The organism is Gordonia sp. NPDC127522, assembly GCF_042672305.1.
Lineage (GTDB): Bacteria > Actinomycetota > Actinomycetes > Mycobacteriales > Mycobacteriaceae > Gordonia > Gordonia hongkongensis.
In genome coordinates, this window is record NZ_JBHXVK010000020.1 from 45442 (window position 1) to 62904 (window position 17463).

At 67.4% G+C, this 17463-nt stretch carries 19 protein-coding genes; 14 read left to right on the forward strand and 5 right to left on the reverse strand.

The window, feature by feature from the left end; all coding sequences use genetic code 11:
* Window position 1 precedes the first annotated feature (1 nt).
* Window positions 2–1372 (reverse strand): LLM class flavin-dependent oxidoreductase, encoded by a 1371-nt coding sequence (locus ACFVHY_RS21655; RefSeq protein ID WP_159371228.1) that lies wholly within the window; start codon window positions 1370–1372, stop codon window positions 2–4.
* Window positions 1373–1546: 174 nt separating this feature from the next.
* On the opposite strand from ACFVHY_RS21655, the gene ACFVHY_RS21660 reads away from it, so the two are divergent.
* Entirely contained in the window at window positions 1547–1918 is a 372-nt protein-coding gene (locus tag ACFVHY_RS21660) for a helix-turn-helix transcriptional regulator (RefSeq protein ID WP_058252459.1), read from the forward strand.
* Window positions 1919–1921: 3 nt separating this feature from the next.
* Window positions 1922–2407: an SRPBCC domain-containing protein gene (locus ACFVHY_RS21665; RefSeq protein ID WP_058252460.1), complete on the forward strand. Its 486-nt coding sequence runs from the start codon at window positions 1922–1924 to the stop codon at window positions 2405–2407.
* Between the two features lie 3 nt (window positions 2408–2410).
* Here ACFVHY_RS21665 and ygiD read toward each other — a convergent pair whose 3' ends face one another.
* A complete protein-coding gene (ygiD, locus tag ACFVHY_RS21670; protein WP_390275379.1) occupies window positions 2411–3286 on the reverse strand; it encodes a 4,5-DOPA dioxygenase extradiol in 876 nt (291 codons plus the stop codon).
* Window positions 3287–3382: 96 nt separating this feature from the next.
* Between ygiD and ACFVHY_RS21675 the strand changes: the two genes are divergently transcribed.
* The 6 genes from ACFVHY_RS21675 (at window position 3383) to ACFVHY_RS21700 (ending at window position 9313) form a co-directional block, all read left to right on the forward strand.
* Window positions 3383–4618 carry a serine hydrolase domain-containing protein gene (locus ACFVHY_RS21675; protein WP_390275380.1) on the forward strand — a complete coding sequence of 412 codons (1236 nt, stop codon included), beginning with the start codon at window positions 3383–3385 and terminating at the stop codon, window positions 4616–4618.
* Between the two features lie 68 nt (window positions 4619–4686).
* Window positions 4687–5286: a DUF1707 domain-containing protein gene (locus tag ACFVHY_RS21680; protein ID WP_390275381.1), complete on the forward strand. Its 600-nt coding sequence runs from the start codon at window positions 4687–4689 to the stop codon at window positions 5284–5286.
* 127 nt (window positions 5287–5413) lie between these two features.
* Window positions 5414–6259, forward strand: coding sequence for an ABC transporter permease (locus ACFVHY_RS21685; protein WP_390275383.1), 846 nt, complete (start codon window positions 5414–5416; stop codon window positions 6257–6259).
* Window positions 6260–6299: 40 nt separating this feature from the next.
* Window positions 6300–7088 (forward strand): ABC transporter ATP-binding protein, encoded by a 789-nt coding sequence (locus ACFVHY_RS21690; protein WP_390275384.1) that lies wholly within the window; start codon window positions 6300–6302, stop codon window positions 7086–7088.
* A 32-nt stretch (window positions 7089–7120) separates the two neighbouring features.
* Window positions 7121–8194, forward strand: a complete 1074-nt coding sequence (locus ACFVHY_RS21695; protein WP_390275385.1) for an ABC transporter substrate-binding protein — start codon at window positions 7121–7123, stop codon at window positions 8192–8194.
* A gap of 24 nt (window positions 8195–8218) precedes the next feature.
* A complete protein-coding gene (locus ACFVHY_RS21700; protein ID WP_390275386.1) occupies window positions 8219–9313 on the forward strand; it encodes an LLM class flavin-dependent oxidoreductase in 1095 nt (364 codons plus the stop codon).
* A 37-nt stretch (window positions 9314–9350) separates the two neighbouring features.
* Here the strand turns inward: ACFVHY_RS21700 and ACFVHY_RS21705 are convergent, their stop codons facing one another.
* From ACFVHY_RS21705 to ACFVHY_RS21715, 3 genes are all read right to left on the reverse strand, one after another.
* On the reverse strand, window positions 9351–10397 hold the full coding sequence (locus tag ACFVHY_RS21705) for a PHP domain-containing protein (protein ID WP_390275387.1): 1047 nt from the start codon (window positions 10395–10397) through the stop codon (window positions 9351–9353).
* Window positions 10398–10488: 91 nt separating this feature from the next.
* A complete protein-coding gene (locus tag ACFVHY_RS21710; protein WP_058252466.1) occupies window positions 10489–10833 on the reverse strand; it encodes an Lsr2 family protein in 345 nt (114 codons plus the stop codon).
* A gap of 265 nt (window positions 10834–11098) precedes the next feature.
* Entirely contained in the window at window positions 11099–11920 is an 822-nt protein-coding gene (locus ACFVHY_RS21715; RefSeq protein ID WP_390275388.1) for a hypothetical protein, read from the reverse strand.
* A gap of 1 nt (window position 11921) precedes the next feature.
* On the opposite strand from ACFVHY_RS21715, the gene ACFVHY_RS21720 reads away from it, so the two are divergent.
* From ACFVHY_RS21720 to ACFVHY_RS21745, 6 genes are all read left to right on the forward strand, one after another.
* Window positions 11922–12779 carry a rhodanese-related sulfurtransferase gene (locus ACFVHY_RS21720; protein WP_390275389.1) on the forward strand — a complete coding sequence of 286 codons (858 nt, stop codon included), beginning with the start codon at window positions 11922–11924 and terminating at the stop codon, window positions 12777–12779.
* Window positions 12779–13837, forward strand: coding sequence for a CobW family GTP-binding protein (locus ACFVHY_RS21725; protein ID WP_390275390.1), 1059 nt, complete (start codon window positions 12779–12781; stop codon window positions 13835–13837). Before ACFVHY_RS21720 ends, ACFVHY_RS21725 begins: the two co-directional genes overlap by 1 nt.
* Before the next feature lie 197 nt (window positions 13838–14034).
* Window positions 14035–15057, forward strand: coding sequence for an N-acetylmuramoyl-L-alanine amidase (locus ACFVHY_RS21730; protein ID WP_390275422.1), 1023 nt, complete (start codon window positions 14035–14037; stop codon window positions 15055–15057).
* A gap of 83 nt (window positions 15058–15140) precedes the next feature.
* Entirely contained in the window at window positions 15141–16064 is a 924-nt protein-coding gene (locus ACFVHY_RS21735; RefSeq protein ID WP_068971852.1) for an SDR family oxidoreductase, read from the forward strand.
* The gene (locus ACFVHY_RS21740; protein ID WP_390275393.1) at window positions 16061–16858 is read left to right on the forward strand and encodes a fructosamine kinase family protein; all 798 of its coding nucleotides are present in this window, start codon (window positions 16061–16063) and stop codon (window positions 16856–16858) included. The genes ACFVHY_RS21735 and ACFVHY_RS21740 overlap by 4 nt, the downstream gene beginning before the upstream one ends.
* A 20-nt stretch (window positions 16859–16878) precedes the next feature.
* The gene (locus ACFVHY_RS21745; RefSeq protein ID WP_390275394.1) at window positions 16879–17463 is read left to right on the forward strand and encodes a nucleosidase; all 585 of its coding nucleotides are present in this window, start codon (window positions 16879–16881) and stop codon (window positions 17461–17463) included.

The window sequence follows — 17463 nt, forward strand, 5'->3', positions numbered from 1 at the left end:
CTCAGCCCGCGAGCCGGGTGTCGACCCCACGCACGTCCGCGGGCAGATCCTCCTCGGCGCTCCCGAGCCCGAGGTGCTCGCGCAGGGTCGTGCCCTCGTACTCCGTGCGGAACAGGCCGCGGCGCTGCAGCTCCGGCACCACGTAGTCCACGAAATCGTTGAAGGTGCCCGGGGTCTGAGCACTCGACACGATGAACCCGTCGGCCTCACCGCCGGTGAAGGACTCCTCGATCTGATCCGCGACATCGGCGGCCGTGCCGACGAACTGCGGCAGCAGGACTCCCTGGGCGTAGAGCTTGCCGATGTCGCGGAGGGTGAGACTGTCCCGCTCGGAGAGGCGTCGGGCGACGTCGAACAGCCCCTGTGTGCCACTCACCTGGACGTCTTCGACGGGAGCGTCGAGATCGTAGGCGGAGAAGTCGTGGTCGGTGTGAACCGACAGCGTGATCAGGCCGGAGATCGGATCGGCGAGTTCGTTGTGGAACGCCTGCTTCTCCCGGGCGATCGACTCGGTCTCGCCGATGAACGGGATGAACGACGGGAAGATGTTGACGTGGTCGGGATTTCGGCCGAAGTTCACCGCCCGCGACTTCACGTCGTCGTAGTAGGCCCGGCGTCCCTCCGGGGTCGGGTCGATCTCGAAGATCGCCTCCGCCCACCGCGCGGCGAAGTCCTTGCCGGTGTTCGACGACCCCGCCTGGATGAGTACCGGGCGATGCTGCGGTGAGCGGGGCTGGTTCAGCGGACCCCGCGTGCGGTAGTGCGTGCCCTCGTGGTCGACGGTGTGGATCTTCGACGGATCCGCCCAGACGCCGGACTCCTTGTCGGCGGTGACGGCGTCGGCATCCCAGCTCGACCACAGCTTGATCGCCGTGCTGACGAACTCCTCGGCGCGCACGTACCGCTCGTCGTGTCCGACGTGGTCGTCGAAGCCGAAATTCTGCGCCTCGGCCTGCGACAGCGACGTCACGATGTTCCACGCGATCCGTCCACGGGTGAGGTGGTCGAGGGAACCGAAGACGCGCGCGAGTTCGTAGGGGTGAAAGTAGGTGGTGGACTTGGTGACCGCGATACCGAGCCGGGTGGTGACGGCGGCGATGCTCGCCGCGACCAGGCTCGGATCGATCGTCGCCGCGGCCTGGGTGCCGCGCCGGAAGGGTTCGGACTGGTCGCCGCCGAACCGGACCGGTGCGGCGAGCAGGTCGGCGAAGAAGGCGAAGTCGAACTTGCCGCGTTCGAGGATGCGGCCGACCCGGTGGTAGTGGTCTGGCCCGAAGTAGTCGGTCTCCGAGCCGGGATGACGCCATGCGGCGTGCGAATGGGTGACGGGGGAGGCGATCAAGAAACCACCGAGGTGGAGCTGACGGGTCACGAATGGGGTCCTTCGGGTTCGGGATCGCGGAGTCGGTCCGATGGCGGCGACGCGACGCGCGCGGCGAGACGGTCGGGACCAGTCAAGGCGCAGGGGCCGTCGGCGGCCAGGGTTGAGCCCGTCGTGATCGCAACAGACTCTTGACATACAACCGATTGGTTGTATGTTTGAGGCGTGGCCGAGAACGCAGGCGAACCGACAGACGAGGACCGGGCCGACGCCCTGTTCCACGCGCTGTCGGACCGCACCCGTCGTGACATCCTGCGACGCGTGCTCGCCGGCGAACACTCGGTCTCGGTGCTCGCCGCGAAATACGACATGAGCTTCGCGGCGGTACAGAAGCACGTCGCCGTCCTGGAGAAGGCCGGTCTGCTCACCAAGCGTCGTTCCGGACGCGAGCAGCTGGCCAGCGGCGATGTCGCGGCAGTGCGTTCGGTGGCCTCGATGCTCACCGAGCTCGAAGCGGTGTGGCGTGGTCGTATCGCCCGCATCGACGATCTACTCACGCTCGAATCACCCTCACCCACAATCACACCGGAGGAATGAACAATGCCTGTCATCGATGTGACACCCGACCTGGACGCCCGGACGATCACCATCAACGCCGAGTTCGCGGCGCCGATCGAACGGGTGTGGCAGATCTACGCGGATCCGCGTCAGCTCGAGAAGATCTGGGGCCCGCCCACCTATCCGGCGACCGTCGTCGACCACGACCTGCGCCCGGGCGGCAAGGTCACGTACTACATGACCAGTCCCGAGGGCGAGAAGTTCGGCGGCTACTGGAAAGTCGAATCGGTGGACGAGCCCACCGGCTTCACCTTCCTCGACGGCTTTGCCGACGGGGACCTCAACCCGATCACCGACATGCCCGAATCCCGCAACTCCTACGCATTCACCGAGACGGACGGTAAGACCGTCGCCACCTTCATCAGCACCTACGACTCGGCCGAGGCGTTGCAGAAGGTGCTCGACATGGGGGTCGTCGAAGGTGCGTCGTCGGCGATCAACCAGATCGACGAGTTCCTCGCGGCCTGAGGGTCACAGGTTCGAGTTGAGTGTCGGAAACCCCTCGGGCAGTTCGGCAGCCGGGCCACCGGCGCCGGACCCCGTGGGCTCGACCTCCAGCCCGTGCGTGTAGGCGGCCATCGAGATCGACCCGGCGGCATGGCCGTCCACGAGCAGATCCAGCGGGGCGTCTCCGGCGAGTCCGGCGATGTACAGCATCGGTAGATAGTGGTCCGGGGTCGGCACGGACTTGTCGAAGTCGGGATGTCCGTCCAGACTCAGCACACTCGACGGCTTGTCCAGCAACACCTCTCGGGCCGCGTCGTCGAACCGGTGGGCCCAGTCGAATCCGCTGTCGGGCTTCGCGAAGTCGACCGCGCGTAGGTTGTGCACGATGTTGCCGCTGCCGATGATCAGCACACCCTGGTCGCGGAGCGGGGCGAGCCGGCGGCCCAGCTCGTAGTGGTGCTCGTAGTCCTTGAAAGCGTTGAGCGACAACTGGAGTACGGGTACGGACGCATCCGGGAACGTGTGCACCAGCACCGACCACGTCCCGTGGTCGATACCCCAGCTGTCGATGTCGTGACCGCACCACGTGGGTTTGACGACATCGGAGACCATGTCGGCGACATCAGGGTCGCCCGGGGCGGGGTACTCCACGTCGAAGAGGTCCTGCGGGAAACCGTAGAAGTCGTGGATCGTCCGTGGCCGTGGCATCGCCGTCACGGCGGTGGCATTGGTGTACCAGTGCGCCGAGATCACCAGGATCGCTCGCGGTTTCGGCACCGAGTTCCCCAAGGCGGCCCAGGCCTCGGTGTACTTGTTGCGCTCGAGGGCGTTCATCGGGTTGCCGTGACCGATGAACGCGACCGGCATCGTCCCCGAGCTCGTCGCGTCTACCGCTGACATCGTCGCCTCCTCCGGCCGATTGCAGACGGAGTCGACGCTACTCCGGAATCGCCGAAGTCGCCGACAGGGGTTCGGCGCCCGTGGAACAATTCGACAATGCATAAGCGCTGGTCAATGCTGATTGCCACGGTCCTCGCGATCGCTCTGGCGGCGTGCGGCACCGGGGGCGGTTCCGAACCCGCGTCCTCGTCGGCGTCGTCGTCGAACCCGCAGCAGGCGGCGCAGATCGAGCAGATCGTCGAAGGTCTGATGGAGTCCCAACACCTCAAGTCGGTGATCGTGCGTGTCACCGACGACGGCCAGGAGGTGACCACCAAGGCGTTCGGCGAGTCGCAGACCGGTGTACCCGCCACCGCGGACATGCACTTCCGCAACGGGTCGGTCGCCATCGCCTACGTCGCGGCGGTGTTGTTGCAACTCGTCGACGAGAAGGCGGTCGCCCTCGACGACATCATCGCGACATGGGTGCCCCAGATCCCCAACAGCGACCGGGTCACCCTCCGGCAACTGGCGACGATGACGTCGGGGTATCAGGACTATGTGCTCGGCAACGACGCGTTCGAGATCGAGGAGCTGACGAACCCGTTCAAGGCGTGGACGACCGACGAGATGTTGTCCTACGCGGTGAACAAACCGCTGCTCTACGCGCCGGGGACGAACTGGAACTACGCGCACACCAACTACGTGATCCTCGGCCTCGTGCTGGAGAAGATCACCGGTGAATCGGTCGCGGATCTACTCCGGCAGCGGATCTCCGAGCCGCTCGACCTCGACAACACGGTGTCGGATCTGACGGCGGTGATCCCGGAACCCGCCCTGCATGCCTACTCGTCGGAGCGCCGCGGGATTCTGAACCTTCCACCGACGACGCCGTTCTACGAGGAGACGACCGGCTGGAACCCGTCGTGGAGCATCACCCACGGTGCGATTCAGACGTCGAACATCTACGACGTCGAGGCGACGGCCCGGAAACTCTTCGCGGGGGAGACGCTGTCGGCCGAGGGCTACGACACCATGGTCTCCACCCGGCTCCGCGGCGTGGCGCGTCCGCTGGCCGGTTGCTCGACGTGCCGGCAGATGAACGAGGAGTACACCTACGGCATGGGAGTCGTGCTGACCGGCGGCTGGATCGTGCAGAACCCGTTGTTCAACGGCTACGCGGCGGTCGTCGGGTATCTCCCGTCAGAGAAGATCGCCATCGCGGTGGCGGTGACCTACGACGCCGAGGCGTTCGGTCCGGACGGCTCGTACGCCAACGGCGGCAATCCGATCTTCGCGCAGATCGGCGCCCTGATGGCCCCCGACTCCGCGCCACCGATCCCGCGGAACTGACGCCGCCGCGAGCCCCGGCCGTCGTGCTGGGAAAACCCACCCAGCGCGGGTGCCATAAGGTGGCAGGTATGGTCGACCGCCTCCCCGACGACGATCTACGGGTCGGAAACCCGGAACGCGAGCGGGCCGTGACTCTTCTCAATGATGCCTTCTCGTCCGGATATCTGGAGATCGCGGAGTTCGAGGACCGGTCCGGTCTGGTGTACGCCGCCAAGACCCGCGCGGACCTGCGAGCCGTCCTGGAACACCTGCCGAACGCCGGTCGCCTGTTCAACGAGCCGGGCCAGGCCGTTGCCGCGACCCCGGCCGTCGCCGTCCCTTCGACCGGGCCCGTGCACCTCGCGGCCGAGTGGGAGACGGTTCGCCGCAAGGGCACGTGGCATGTTCCGCCGTCGACGCTGGTCACCGGCAGCATGGGCACCGTCGACATGGACTTCACCCATGCGACGTTCCCCGGCCCGTCGACGATCCTGCAGCTGCAGGTCTCCATCACCACGGTGAAGCTCCGGATCGGCCCCGATCAGGAGATAAGGTACGGCGACCTGCAACTCTCCGGATGGTCCAAGGTGAAGGACAAGGCCGGCGCACCGACGCGTCCGGGCGGACCGGTGATCGAGCTGACGGGTTCGGCGTCGGGGATGACCGGCATCGTCATCAAACGGAGCTGACGCACCGAACGGTATCGACCGGGGCTGACCGCTCGCCGTTACGCGAACGCTGGGCGGGTGGCCTACTTGTGCTCACGCTGAACTCAACGGTGTCGCGAGTGTTTCCCGATTCGTAACGTTGCCGCACGTGGCCGACCGAACACTCAGTATCAGCGCGCCCGGCGATCCGCGGGCGGTGGACCCGGGGTCGTCCGACTCCCCATCGGCCAAGGCGGGCCGGTCGTCCCGGCTGCACACCATCCTGCGCGCGCTGTCACCCATCGCCGTTCTCATGCTCTGGCAGGTGGGCAGCGCACTGGGGATCATCCCGCAGGACAAGCTGCCCGCACCGTCGCTGATCGCCGAGGCCGGGTGGGAGGTCCTGAACAACGGACAACTCCTCGACGCCATCGCGGCGTCGGCGCAGCGGGTCGCGATCGGACTGACGATCGGCGTCGCGGTCGGGATCGGTCTGGGCTTGCTGGTCGGCCTGAGCAAGTTCGCCGACTCGGCCATCGACCCGAACATGCAGGCTATACGCGCACTTCCGCTCTTCGGTCTGATCCCGTTGTTCATCCTGTGGTTCGGCATCGGCGAGATGCCCAAGGTGCTGCTCGTGTCCCTCGGCGCGCTGTTCCCCCTCTACCTGAACACCTCCGCCGCGATTCGCCAGATCGACGGCCGCCTGGTGGAAACCGCTCGCGTGCTGGGCTTCTCACGGCTGACCACCATCCGCGATCTCATCATCCCGGGTGCCATGCCGCAGATCCTGGTCGGTCTGCGCCAGGCCCTGGCGATCGCATGGCTCAGCCTCATCGTCGCCGAGCAGATCGCGGCCACGTCCGGGCTGGGATACCTGATCAACAACGCGCGCGACTTCCTGCGCACCGACATCATCTTCTTCGGCCTGATCGTCTACGCCGCACTGGGTTTGATCACCGACGCCATCGTGCGTGCGCTGGAGCGCTACACGACCCGATACCAGAACCGGTGACGCCCCCAACCCGCACATCCCGAGTCCAGGAGGCCCTACCATGACCGCCATCGCCACCCGCGATCTCGAGGTCCCGTCCGCCGACGACCTGGTCGACCCCGCCGAGTACGCCGCGGAAGTCGAGAACGCGAGCCTGAGCTACGGGGACAATCTCGTGTTGCGGGACGTGACCCTGCGGGTCGGGGCGCACGAGATCGTCGCGCTCATCGGACGCAGCGGCAGCGGCAAGTCGACGCTGCTTCGCCTGCTGGCGGGCCTGTCGCAGACCGAGTCGGGCAGCGTCCGGACCGCCGGTCACCCGGCGGTGTCCTTCCAGGAACCGCGACTCTTCCCCTGGCGCACCATCTTACAGAACGTCGCCTTCGGCCTCGTGCGCGAGAAGGTCGGCAAGTCACAGGCCCGCGAACGCGCGCGCCGCACCCTCGACGAGGTCGGCCTGAGCGACAAGACGGGTGCGTGGCCCGCGCAACTCTCGGGTGGTCAGGCGCAACGGGTCTCGCTCGCCCGTGCGCTCGTGGCCCGTCCGCAACTGCTGCTGCTCGACGAGCCGTTCGGCGCACTCGACGCCCTCACTCGGCGCACGATGCACGAACTGCTCATCTCGCTGTGGCGCGACAACGGGTTCGGTGCACTCCTCGTCACCCACGACGTCGACGAGGCGTTGCGGCTGGCCGACCGCGTCGTCGTCCTGGCCGGTGGCGAGATCGTCGAAGACCTCACCGTGCCCCGTCCACGTCAGACCGGCGACGCCGATGACCCCGACTCCGAGATCCCGCGCCTGCGAGCCGAATTGCTGACCGCACTCGGCGTCGCCGATCCGGCGCGCTGACCCTCCCGTTCCCTGACCGAAAGCCGATCTCGATGACACACCACCATCTTTCCGTGCGCGCATCCCGGGCCCGACGGCGCCGCGTGCTCGCCGCCGTGCTGGCCACCGCCGCCCTGACCCTGGGCCTCGCGGGCTGTGTGCAGCGGGAGGACACCGCCGAATCGATCGCGAACGAGACGGTCGACGTCGCCTCACTGCAGGACCTGACCCTCCGAGTCGGAGACCAGAAGGGCGGCACCGAAGCCCTACTGCGCGCCTCGGGCGAACTCGAGAAGCTCCCGTTCACCATCGAATTCTCCACCTTCACCTCCGGCCCGCCGCAGATCGAGGCCGCCACCGCAGGCAAGATCGACTTCGCGGTCACCGGGAACACGCCGCCCATCTTCGGCGCCGCCGCGAACGCGAAGGTCAAGATCGTCACCGGGTACGCGAACAACGCCAGCGGCGACGCGATCCTGATCCCGGGAACGTCGACACTGGCCTCGGTCGCCGACCTCAAGGGCAAGAAGGTCGCCGTGGCGAAGGGCAGCTCGGCCCACGGACATCTGCTGCTGCAACTGAACAAGGTGAATCTGACCCTGGGGCCCGGCAAGGACGTCGAGCCGGTCTTCCTGCAGCCCGCGGATGCGTTGTCGGCGTTCACCTCCGGGAACGTCGACGCATGGGCGATCTGGGACCCGTACACCGCGATCGTCCAGCTCGAGAACAACCCGAAGACGCTCGTCACGGCCGAAGGCGTATCGAACGGTTACGGTTTCGGGATCGCGGGCGACGAGGCGCTTGCCGACCCGCGTCGCAACACCGCGGTACGGGAACTGGCCCTCGGGATCGCGCGGGCCGCCAACTGGGCCAAGGCCAACCCGGAAGAGTGGGCCGAGCAGTACTCCGCCGAGGTCGGAATCGACCCGCGGGCCGGCGCGATCGCCCAGGGCCGCAGCCTTCGACCCGCGATCGCACTCGACGACAGCGTCGTGGCGTCGGAGCAGGAGCTCGCCGATGCCTTCGCCGACTCCGGGCAACTCCAGGGGCAGGTCGACCTCGCGAAGTTCGTCGACAACCGCTACGACGAGGCCCTGGCACCGCTGTTCGGCACGCCCCAGTCCTAGTGGTGCGAGAAAGGGAACACGCCCATGAGCCATTTCCACTGGTTTCTGCCGACCGCCGGTGACAGCCGCGGGATCGTCGGAGCCTCACATGCATCGGCGACGAAACGGCACCCTCCGGGTTACCGTGCGCCAGACCTGCCGTACCTGATCGATGTCGCACGCACCGCCGATCGGCTCGGCTACGAGAGTGTCCTGACCCCGACCGGAACCTGGTGTGAGGACGCGTGGCTGACCACGGCCGCCGCGATCACCCACACCGAGCAGTTGACCTTCCTCGTCGCATTCCGCCCCGGGCTGATCTCGCCGACCCTGGCCGCACAGCAGGCGGCGACGCTCCAGCGATTCTCGGGTGGACGGATCGCGGTCAACATCGTGACCGGCGGTGACGAGGTCGAGCAACGCCGGTTCGGTGACTGGGTCGACCACGACCGCCGTTACGCGCGCACCGACGAGTTCGTGCAGATCGTCGACCGGCTCTGGTCCGGTGAGACCGTCGACTTCGACGGAGAGTTCTACCGGATCGCCGGGGCGTTCCTCGCGGATCCGCCGACCGATCCACCGCGGATCTACTTCGGCGGGTCGTCGGACCCGGCACTGACCGTTGCGGCCTCGCGTGCCCAGGTCTACCTCACGTGGGGCGAGCCGCCGGCGGTGGCCGGAGAGAAGATCGCGGAGGTGGCGCGACGCGCCGAGACGGTCGGCCGGTCGCTCGAATACGGTGTGCGGCTGCATGTCATCGCCCGCGAGACCTCCGAGGAGGCGTGGCGGGTCGCCGCCACACTGCTGCAGGGGATCTCCGACGACGAGATCGAGACCGCGTTCGCCCTGCACTCGGTCTCGGACTCGACCGGTCAGCGTCGGATGGCCGAACTCCACGGCGGACGTCGCGATGCGCTCGAGATCCATCCCGGCTTGTGGGCGGGGGTCGGGCTCATCCGTGGGGGAGCCGGCACCGCGCTCGTCGGCAGCTACGACGAGGTCGCGGCGCTGATCGGCGAGTACGAATCCGAGGGCTTCTCCCACTTCATCCTGTCGGGCTATCCGCACATCGAGGAAGCGCACTGGTTCGCCGAAGGTGTGCTGCCGGTGATCCGGGACCGGGTCGAGGCCCTGAGCTGACAGCATGTTCTGGGCTGCTCGGGCCCAGCGGGACAGCTCAGCGGGCGAGCCACTCCGACAACCGGTCCGACGACCATGTCGTGACGATCCGGTCGGGGTCGATGCCGTGGTCGACGGCCCGCCGCGCGCCGAGGATCTTGAAGTCGAGTTGCCCGGGTGCGTGGGCGTCGGAGTCGATCGCGAACAGGCAGCCCGCGTCGTCGGCGATCTCGATCAGTTCGTCGGGCGGGTCGACCCGCTCCGGACGGGAGTTGATCTCCACGATGGTGTCGTGGGCCGCGCAGGCGGCGAACACGGCCTCGGCGTCGAAGGTCGAGGGTGGTCGGTGGCCCCGGCCGCTCAGCACTCGCCGGCCGGTGCAGTGGCCGAGGACGTGCACCCGTGGGTCGGAGACCGCGGCGATGAGCCGGTCGGTCATGGCGTCGTGCGCCATGCGCAGATTGGAGTGCACGGATGCGGTCACGACGTCGAGTCGGGCGATCATCTCGTCGGTCTGATCGAGCGTTCCGTCGTCGAGGATGTCGATCTCGATTCCACGGAAGAGACGAAAGTGGCTGCTGTGACCGGTGTTCCAGTTGTCGATCGCCTCGATCTGGGCGGCGAGCCGTTCCGGGCTCAGTCCGTTCGCGACCGTGAGGCGCGGCGAGTGGTCGGTGATCGCGAGCCAGTCGTGGCCGGAGGCCTCCGCAGCCGCGGCCATCTCGTCGATGGGCGCCCCGCCGTCGCTCCAGTCGGTGTGGGCGTGCAGGTCGCCGACAACGGCCTCGACGAGGCCCTCGGCGCCGTCGGGGGCGAGGGGTGGATCTTCGGCCTGCAAACGTGCGAGGTACCCCGGTAGCTCACCGTCGGCGGCCTCGGCGATGACCGCCGCGGTGGTCTTGCCGATTCCCTTGATCGCGGTGAGAGTGCCGGCGTCAGCCCGCGCGTGTAGCTCGGACGGGTCGAGTCCGGCGGCCGCCTGCCCGGCGCGGCGGAAGGCCTCCACGCGGTACGTGCTCTCCCGACGACGCTCGAGCAGCCACGAGATGCGCTCGAGTGCGCGAATCGGGTCCACCGGAGCCGACAGCGGGGTCAGGGGCCTCATCGGCGAACAGCCCTTTCAACGCCTGTTGCCCGGCCCGCGAAAGGCGGCCGGGCAACAGGTCTCATGTGTGATGACGGTCAGGTCTGACCGATCAGTGTGCGGCTTCGAAGGCCTCGATGATGCTCTGTGGGATGCGACCGCGATCACTCAGTTCGTAACCTTCGCGGATGGCCCACTCACGAATCGCCTTGGTGGTCTCCTTGTTGCGTCCGCCCCCGGTCGCAGTCGACGCCGTTGCGGTGCGCTTGGTCACGCGACCGGTCTGGCGGGAGATGTCGAGGTACTTCGACAGCGAATCGCGGAATTGCTGCGCGTGCTTCGACGAAGTGTCGAACTCGTAGTTCTTTCCATCGAGTGACCACCGGACGGTTTCGTACTGATCCAGCACCTTACCGTCGAGATCGTCGATGACCTGAACGATTTCCTTTTTCGCCATGAATTGCTTGTCCCCTCGAATTGTGTCATCCGACCAAGACGGACGTGCAAGGCCCGAAAACCTGCGTCCCCCCGTTTTGATCTATTCCAACTGTGCACAGCTTAGACTCAAACCATGAGTACTTGCTGAGAACCCCCGCCTAGACCATAAATCATTGAATAGCGTTAGGGAAGTCGAGACACGTCCGTTTGTTGACAAGTCGGATCCATGCTGGTCTCGACGGCGGGTTACGCGCAGTGGCGGACCGGTTCGAAGTAGGTGTGGTCTAGCTCGTGGGCACAGCCACGGTCGTCCGCCGGGACGATTCGTCCGATTCCTCGGGCGACACGCTCACCAACGCTTCGGGCGCCCGATCTGCTGCATAGATGGTTTGGTAACCGTTCGGGGTGATTGCGAATCCTGATTGAGAACGCGATTCGAGACAGAACATACCGACGGTCTCAACGAGACAAGAAAATCGTGATATCGAAATTGTGCGACCGAAGTCGACAATTGAACTGCGATACAGAACGGGATATCGATTGGCGCACGCACCGCGCTGCGGTCCATCCGGTCCCAGGACGGCGTAATCCCGGGCCCAGTCGCAGGCGCCCGAGTCGGACGACGGGCGTTCCGCCGAGGAATCGTCGTCCGCATCCTCATCGATCCGACAGGCGAGGGCCGACGAACCGTTGGTACCGGTCGAGCAATTCACCGCCCGATCCGGCGTCGAGAAATGGAAACCGGACGAGTCCTGCAGCGGCGAATCCTCCGTCACCGAGCCCTGGTGGAAACGCGAGTTGTCGACGCGTGGTGCCATTGCGACGACTCGCCCGATTGTCCAGTCGGGCAGATTCCGCGCCGAGTCCTCGCCGGTGGTCGATGTCGTCGACGAGGACTCGATTTCGGTCACCGTCGACAACTCGTCGGTGGGCGGAATGACGATTCGGGACGGGCCGGAGTCCGACGGCAGGGAGCATCCGGCGAGTGCGACCGAAACGGTCAGAGTCCCGATTGCCGCGGTTGCGCAGATCACGCGTAGGAATCGGCGGTCGCGGGACCGTGATGTGGATTCGGGGCGGGGTCGCCGATTTCCGTACCCTTGCACTGTGCCGACCCCCAAGATCGTCCTGTTCTACGTCTTCGTTCCGCTGCCCGATCCCGAGGCCATCCGGTTGTGGCAGCTGGCGGTGTGCGAGTCGCTCGGGGTCCGGGGCAGGATCATCGTGTCACGCCAAGGGATCAACAGCACCGTCGGTGGCGACATCGCCGCGGTCAAACGCTACGTCAGGACGACCCGCGCGTACCCCGGGTTCGCGGGGGCGGACATCAAATGGTCCGACGGCACGGGCCGGGACTTCCCGCGGTTGAGCGTGCGCGTCCGGCCCGAGATCGTGACCTTCGGGGTTCCGGACGAGATCGAGGTCGACGAGAACGGGGTCGTCGGCACCGGAACACGGCTGAGTCCGGAGCAGGTGCACGAGCTCGTGGACGCCCGCGGCGACGACGTGGTCTTCTTCGACGGGCGCAACGAGATCGAGGCAGAGGTCGGGCGATTCGCCGGCGCGGTCACGACCAAGGCGCGCACCACCCGGGACTTCGTGCCGTTGATCGAGAGCGGCGCGTTCGATCACCTCAAGGACCGGCCGATCGTCACGTACTGCACGGGCGGCGTGCGCTGCGAGGTCCTCAGCACGGTGATGCGGAACCGCGGGTTCGCCGAGGTCTACCAACTCGACGGCGGCATCGTGCGTTACGGCGAGCGGTACGGCGACGACGGGCTCTGGCAGGGTTCGCTCTACGTCTTCGACGACCGCATGGGCGTGGAGTTCTCCGACCACGCGGAGGTGCTCGGCCGCTGCGTCGAATGCCGTCGTCCGACGAGCAATGTCGCCAATCACCCCGATCGAGACGGCCGCGACCTCGCCGTGATCTGTGCGGACTGTCTGGAACCCGACCGCCGGTGATGAGCGCTGCGAAGACCCCCGATCGCCGCGGTCCGGTTCCGGTCGTCGTGGTGGCCGGGTATCTGGGTTCGGGAAAGACGACACTGCTCAATCATCTGTTGCGGTCTGCCGGGCGCACCGGCACCCGGCTGGGCGTGCTGGTCAACGACTTCGGCAAGGTGAACATCGATGCGCTGCTCGTCTCGGCGCAGGCGGACGGCACGGTGAGCCTCGGGAACGGGTGCATGTGCTGCACCGTCGACGCCGACGGCCTCGCGGACGCGCTCACCTCGCTGGTTCGTCCGAGCGCGGGGATCGACGCCATCGTGATCGAGGCGAGCGGGATCGCCGAACCCAAAGCGCTCATCCGGATGGTGACGTCGGTGGCGGACGCACGACTCCGCTACGGCGGACTGGTCTACGTGGTCGACGCCGCGCATGTCGAGGAGGTGCGCGGTACGCATCCGGAGCTGGACTCGCACGTCGCGATCGCCGACCTCGTGCTCGTCAACAAGGTCGACCTGATCCCGGATGAGTCCCGGCGCGTCGTCGAAGAGCTTGTCGCACAACTCAATGCGACCGCACCGCGGGTGGCGACCCGGAATGCCGCGATCGATCCGGCGCTGCTGTTCGATGTCGTTCAGCGCGACGTCGCGCAGGCTCGGTCCGGCCAGATGGCCTTCGACGAGTTGCTGCTCGACGACGCGGGTCACGCTGACCACGAGCATCTGCACGCTGAATACGAGTCGGTGTCGTTCTCCAGCGACCGGCCGATGGATCCGCGGCGCCTGGCGCGATTTCTCGAACGTCCGCCCAGTGGCTGTTTCCGGATCAAAGGAATCGTCCACTTCGACGTACCGAGGCATCGGCAGCGGTTCGTCGTGCACGGAGTCGGCGGCTTCGTGCGCGTGATGCGCGAATCCTGGGAAGCGCGGCGTCCGGCCACCGAACTCGTCGCGATCGGGCGCGGTCTCGACGAGGCGGCCGTGCGCGCCGAACTGGAGGCCGCCGTCGCCCGACCGGAGGACGCTGCGGACGAGAACGGCATCCTCGGAATCCTGCGGCACCTGGCGGACTGACCCGCGACACGCTCGACACGCCGATCGGAGAGGTCACAGCTCCCTAACGAAATGCCGTTGTCCCAGGACGACCATTTCGGAATCCCGCATTCGTTTGTTTCACTGTTATGTCTGTGACCAGTGTGACCAGTGGTACTCAACGGGAGGGAGTGAGGCAAGTGACCAGCGCCTCGGCGCGTCGCGGCCTCGACAGCGCAATGTTCCGAAAGACGACAGCCCAACGCCTTGCCACGATCGGCTTCGCCATGGTGGCCGCCACGTCGATGGCGGTCGCCTCGAATGTGGTCGCCGCGCCCGCCGAAGCGGCCCCCGCCCGCGGGACGGCACTGGCGGGGAAGACGATCTTCCTCGACCCCGGTCACCAGGCCTCGGCCGCCGGTCACGACCTCAGGGCACAGGTGCCGGACGGGCGCGGTGGCAAGAAGGACTGCCAGACCAGCGGCGCGACCGGTGTGAACGGCGCCAAGGAGCACACGGTCAACTGGCAGATCGGGCAACTCGTGAAGGCCGGCCTCGAGAGCCAGGGGGCTCGTGTGGTCCTGAGCCGGCCGGACGACACCGGCTGGGGCGGTTGTGTGGACGAACGCGCCGCCGCGGCCAGTCGCTCCGGAGCCGCGGTCGCGGTCAGCCTGCACGCCGACTCGACGGCGCGGGGAGCCGACGAGTCCAAGAAGGGCTTCCACATGATCGTGCCGTCGCTGCCGGTCCCGGATGCCACCGTCGACCGCGTGCAGTCCGGCGAGGGACGCAAGGCCTCGACCACCATGCGCGACGCCTTCGTCAAGGCCGGGTTCCCCTCGGCGAACTACGCCGGCGTCCGCGACGGGATCCAGACCCGTCCGGACATCGCCGCGGTGAACCTGACCAAGGTCCCGGCGGTGTTCATCGAGATGGGCAACCTCGCCAACCCCGGTGAGGCCAAGGCGCTCGCCGGCCGGGACGGTCAGGTCAAGTACGCCATGGCGATCACCGACGGCATCCTGAACTACGTCAACGGGAACGCCGCCACCGGAGCGGGCCCGGCGCCGTCGGTGCCGACGGACGACGCCAGCGGACTGTCCTCGGTCATCCCCTTCGTCGAGCATCTCCTCGCCACCGAGGACCCCGAAGCCGTGGCGCGGCTGCTGATGACCCAGGGCCAGGACGTGTCCGCACAAGTGCTCAAGGCGATGCTGACCATCGTCTACGCGCTCTTCGACGGGAAACTGCCGATCGGCTGACGTCGCCGGCGCGCGGCCCGATCCGGCGTGGGCGATCCGTCGATCGGCTGAGGTCCGCCGCGGCGGACGGCTAACCTCGCGTCATGGGTCTCAGAGAGCTGCTGTTCATGGACACCCCGGTGCCGTCGCTGCGTGGCCGCAAGGTCCTCATCACCGGCGCGGCGAGCGGAATCGGCAGGGCCACCGCCCAGGCCGCCGCCGCCCGGGGCGCCGAACTGGTGCTCACCGACCTGCACGCGGATCAGCTCGACGAGGTCGTCGCGGCCATCACCGCGGCCGACGGAACGGTCCTCTACCACGTGGCCGGGGACGTCTCGGACTTCGACTGGGTGGCCGGGTTCGCCCGCCAGGTCGACGCCGAGGTCGGCGTCATGGACGTGGTGATGAACATCGCCGGGATCTCGGCGTGGGGAACGGTGGAGAATCTCGAACACCGGCACTGGCGGAAGCTGGTCGACGTCAACCTGATGGGGCCGATTCACATCATCGAAAGCTTTGTGCCGCAGATGATCCGACGGGGGCGCGGCGGACACATCGTGAACGTGTCGTCGGCCGCCGGCCTACTGGCGCTGCCGTGGCACGCCGCATACAGCGCCAGCAAGTTCGGGCTGCGGGGCGTGTCGGAGGTCCTTCGATTCGATCTGCGGCGTCACGGGATCGGGGTGTCCCTGGTATGCCCCGGCGGGGTGGACACGCCGCTGGTCGACTCCGTGGAGATCGTCGGCATCGACCGCGAGAACCCGCGGGTCAAGGCCGCCATCAACGGATTTCACAAGGTCGCGGTGTCGCCCGACGTGGCGGCGGCGGCGATCCTGACCGGGATTCGAAAGAACCGCTTCATGGTCTACACCTCGTTCGACATCCGGTTCGGGTACTGGTGGGCGCGAAAGTTCGCACTGCCGTATGAGATCGCGATGCGAGTCGCCAACGATCGTTTCGACCGGCTCGCGCGAGTGAGTGCGAAGAGTCTCGAGGCGACGGCGACCGACGAGCATTCCTCCCGGTGAGTCCCGCCTTCACCAAGACGCTGCGCGAGAGCGGCCCGCGGGGCGGTCATCCCGACTTCTTCGCGGCCGAAGCCGCCGGGTTGCGCTGGCTGTCGGCGTCGGGAGCGCCTGTCGTACGGGTGATCTCGGTGAGCGAAGACGCCATCGAACTCGAACGCCTCGAACGCGATCGGCCATCGCCCGAAGTGGCACGGGAGTTCGGGGCCGCGCTCGCTCGGATGCACGACGCGGGCGCCCCGCAGTTCGGTTCCCCGCCTGCCGATGCGGACGGAACACCGTTCTCCGGTCAGCTGTTCATCGGTCGCCGAGAGCTGAGCTCGGTCGAATACCGGTCGTGGGGTGAGTTCTATGTCCGGGAACGGGTGGAACCGTATCTGGCCCCGGCGCGCGCGGCCGGGAACCTCACGACCGAGGACGAGGACGCGGTCCGCGACGCATGTGTCCTGATCGCGGACGGCGTGTTCGACGACGACGAGGGGCCGGCACGCATCCACGGCGATCTCTGGAACGGGAATGTGATGTGGACTCCGCGGGGCGTCGTGATGATCGACCCGGCCGCGCACGGCGGTCATCGGGAGACCGATCTGGCGATGCTTGCACTGTTCGGGTGCCCGCACCTCGATGCGGTCCTCGACGGCTATCGAGACGCGCACCCGCTCGTCCCCGGCTGGCAGGACCGCGTCGACGTCCACCAACTGCATCCGCTCGCCGTGCACGCGGCCGGCCACGGACCCGGATACGGCTCGTCGCTGGGCCGCGCGGCGCGAGCGTCCGCCGCGCTCGCCCGCGGCTGACACACGCCATAATCGTCGGCGTGACTCACAACGCGCTGCCCAGATCCGGTGTCCTCGTCGTCTCGGCGACGCGGGCCGAGGCCAGACATGTGCCGCCCGGGATGCGCGTGCTCGTGACGGGCATCGGCAAGGTGCGCGCGACGATGGCGCTGAGCCGGGAACTCGCCGGCGGGGCGCCGGTCTCCGAGGTCATCAACATCGGTACCGCGGGGGCCCTGCGCGACGGTGTGAGCGGCGACGCCGAGTTGGGTCTGTTCCTCCCGTCGGCCGTGCTCGAACACGACATCAGCAGCACCGAATTACGGGCGATGGGTTACGAGATGACCGACCGCTGGGAGCTACCCGGCGGCGACGGAACGGTGCTGGCGTCCGGGGACACCTTCGTCGCGGATCCGGTTCGTCGGCGCGAACTCGCCCAGCATGCCCACCTCGTCGACATGGAGGGATGCGCGGTCGCCCACGTGAGTGCCGAGTTCGGCGTGCCCTGCCGCCTGATCAAGGCGGTCACCGACAACGCGGACGAGGGTGCGATGGAGTGGCCCGCGCTCGTCGACGCCGCAGCGCGTCGGCTGGGGCGTTGGCTGGAACGCAACGTCGCGAGCTGA

Coding starts and splice junctions, on each gene's coding strand:
- ACFVHY_RS21665 (WP_058252460.1), top strand. CDS start 1,922: ATGCCTGTCATCGATGTGACACCCGACCTGGACGCCCGGACGATCACC.
- ygiD (WP_390275379.1), bottom strand. CDS start 3,286: ATGTCAGCGGTAGACGCGACGAGCTCGGGGACGATGCCGGTCGCGTTC.
- ACFVHY_RS21675 (WP_390275380.1), top strand. CDS start 3,383: ATGCATAAGCGCTGGTCAATGCTGATTGCCACGGTCCTCGCGATCGCT.
- ACFVHY_RS21680 (WP_390275381.1), top strand. CDS start 4,687: ATGGTCGACCGCCTCCCCGACGACGATCTACGGGTCGGAAACCCGGAA.
- ACFVHY_RS21690 (WP_390275384.1), top strand. CDS start 6,300: ATGACCGCCATCGCCACCCGCGATCTCGAGGTCCCGTCCGCCGACGAC.
- ACFVHY_RS21695 (WP_390275385.1), top strand. CDS start 7,121: ATGACACACCACCATCTTTCCGTGCGCGCATCCCGGGCCCGACGGCGC.
- ACFVHY_RS21700 (WP_390275386.1), top strand. CDS start 8,219: ATGAGCCATTTCCACTGGTTTCTGCCGACCGCCGGTGACAGCCGCGGG.
- ACFVHY_RS21705 (WP_390275387.1), bottom strand. CDS start 10,397: ATGAGGCCCCTGACCCCGCTGTCGGCTCCGGTGGACCCGATTCGCGCA.
- ACFVHY_RS21710 (WP_058252466.1), bottom strand. CDS start 10,833: ATGGCGAAAAAGGAAATCGTTCAGGTCATCGACGATCTCGACGGTAAG.
- ACFVHY_RS21725 (WP_390275390.1), top strand. CDS start 12,779: ATGAGCGCTGCGAAGACCCCCGATCGCCGCGGTCCGGTTCCGGTCGTC.
- ACFVHY_RS21730 (WP_390275422.1), top strand. CDS start 14,035: ATGTTCCGAAAGACGACAGCCCAACGCCTTGCCACGATCGGCTTCGCC.
- ACFVHY_RS21735 (WP_068971852.1), top strand. CDS start 15,141: ATGGGTCTCAGAGAGCTGCTGTTCATGGACACCCCGGTGCCGTCGCTG.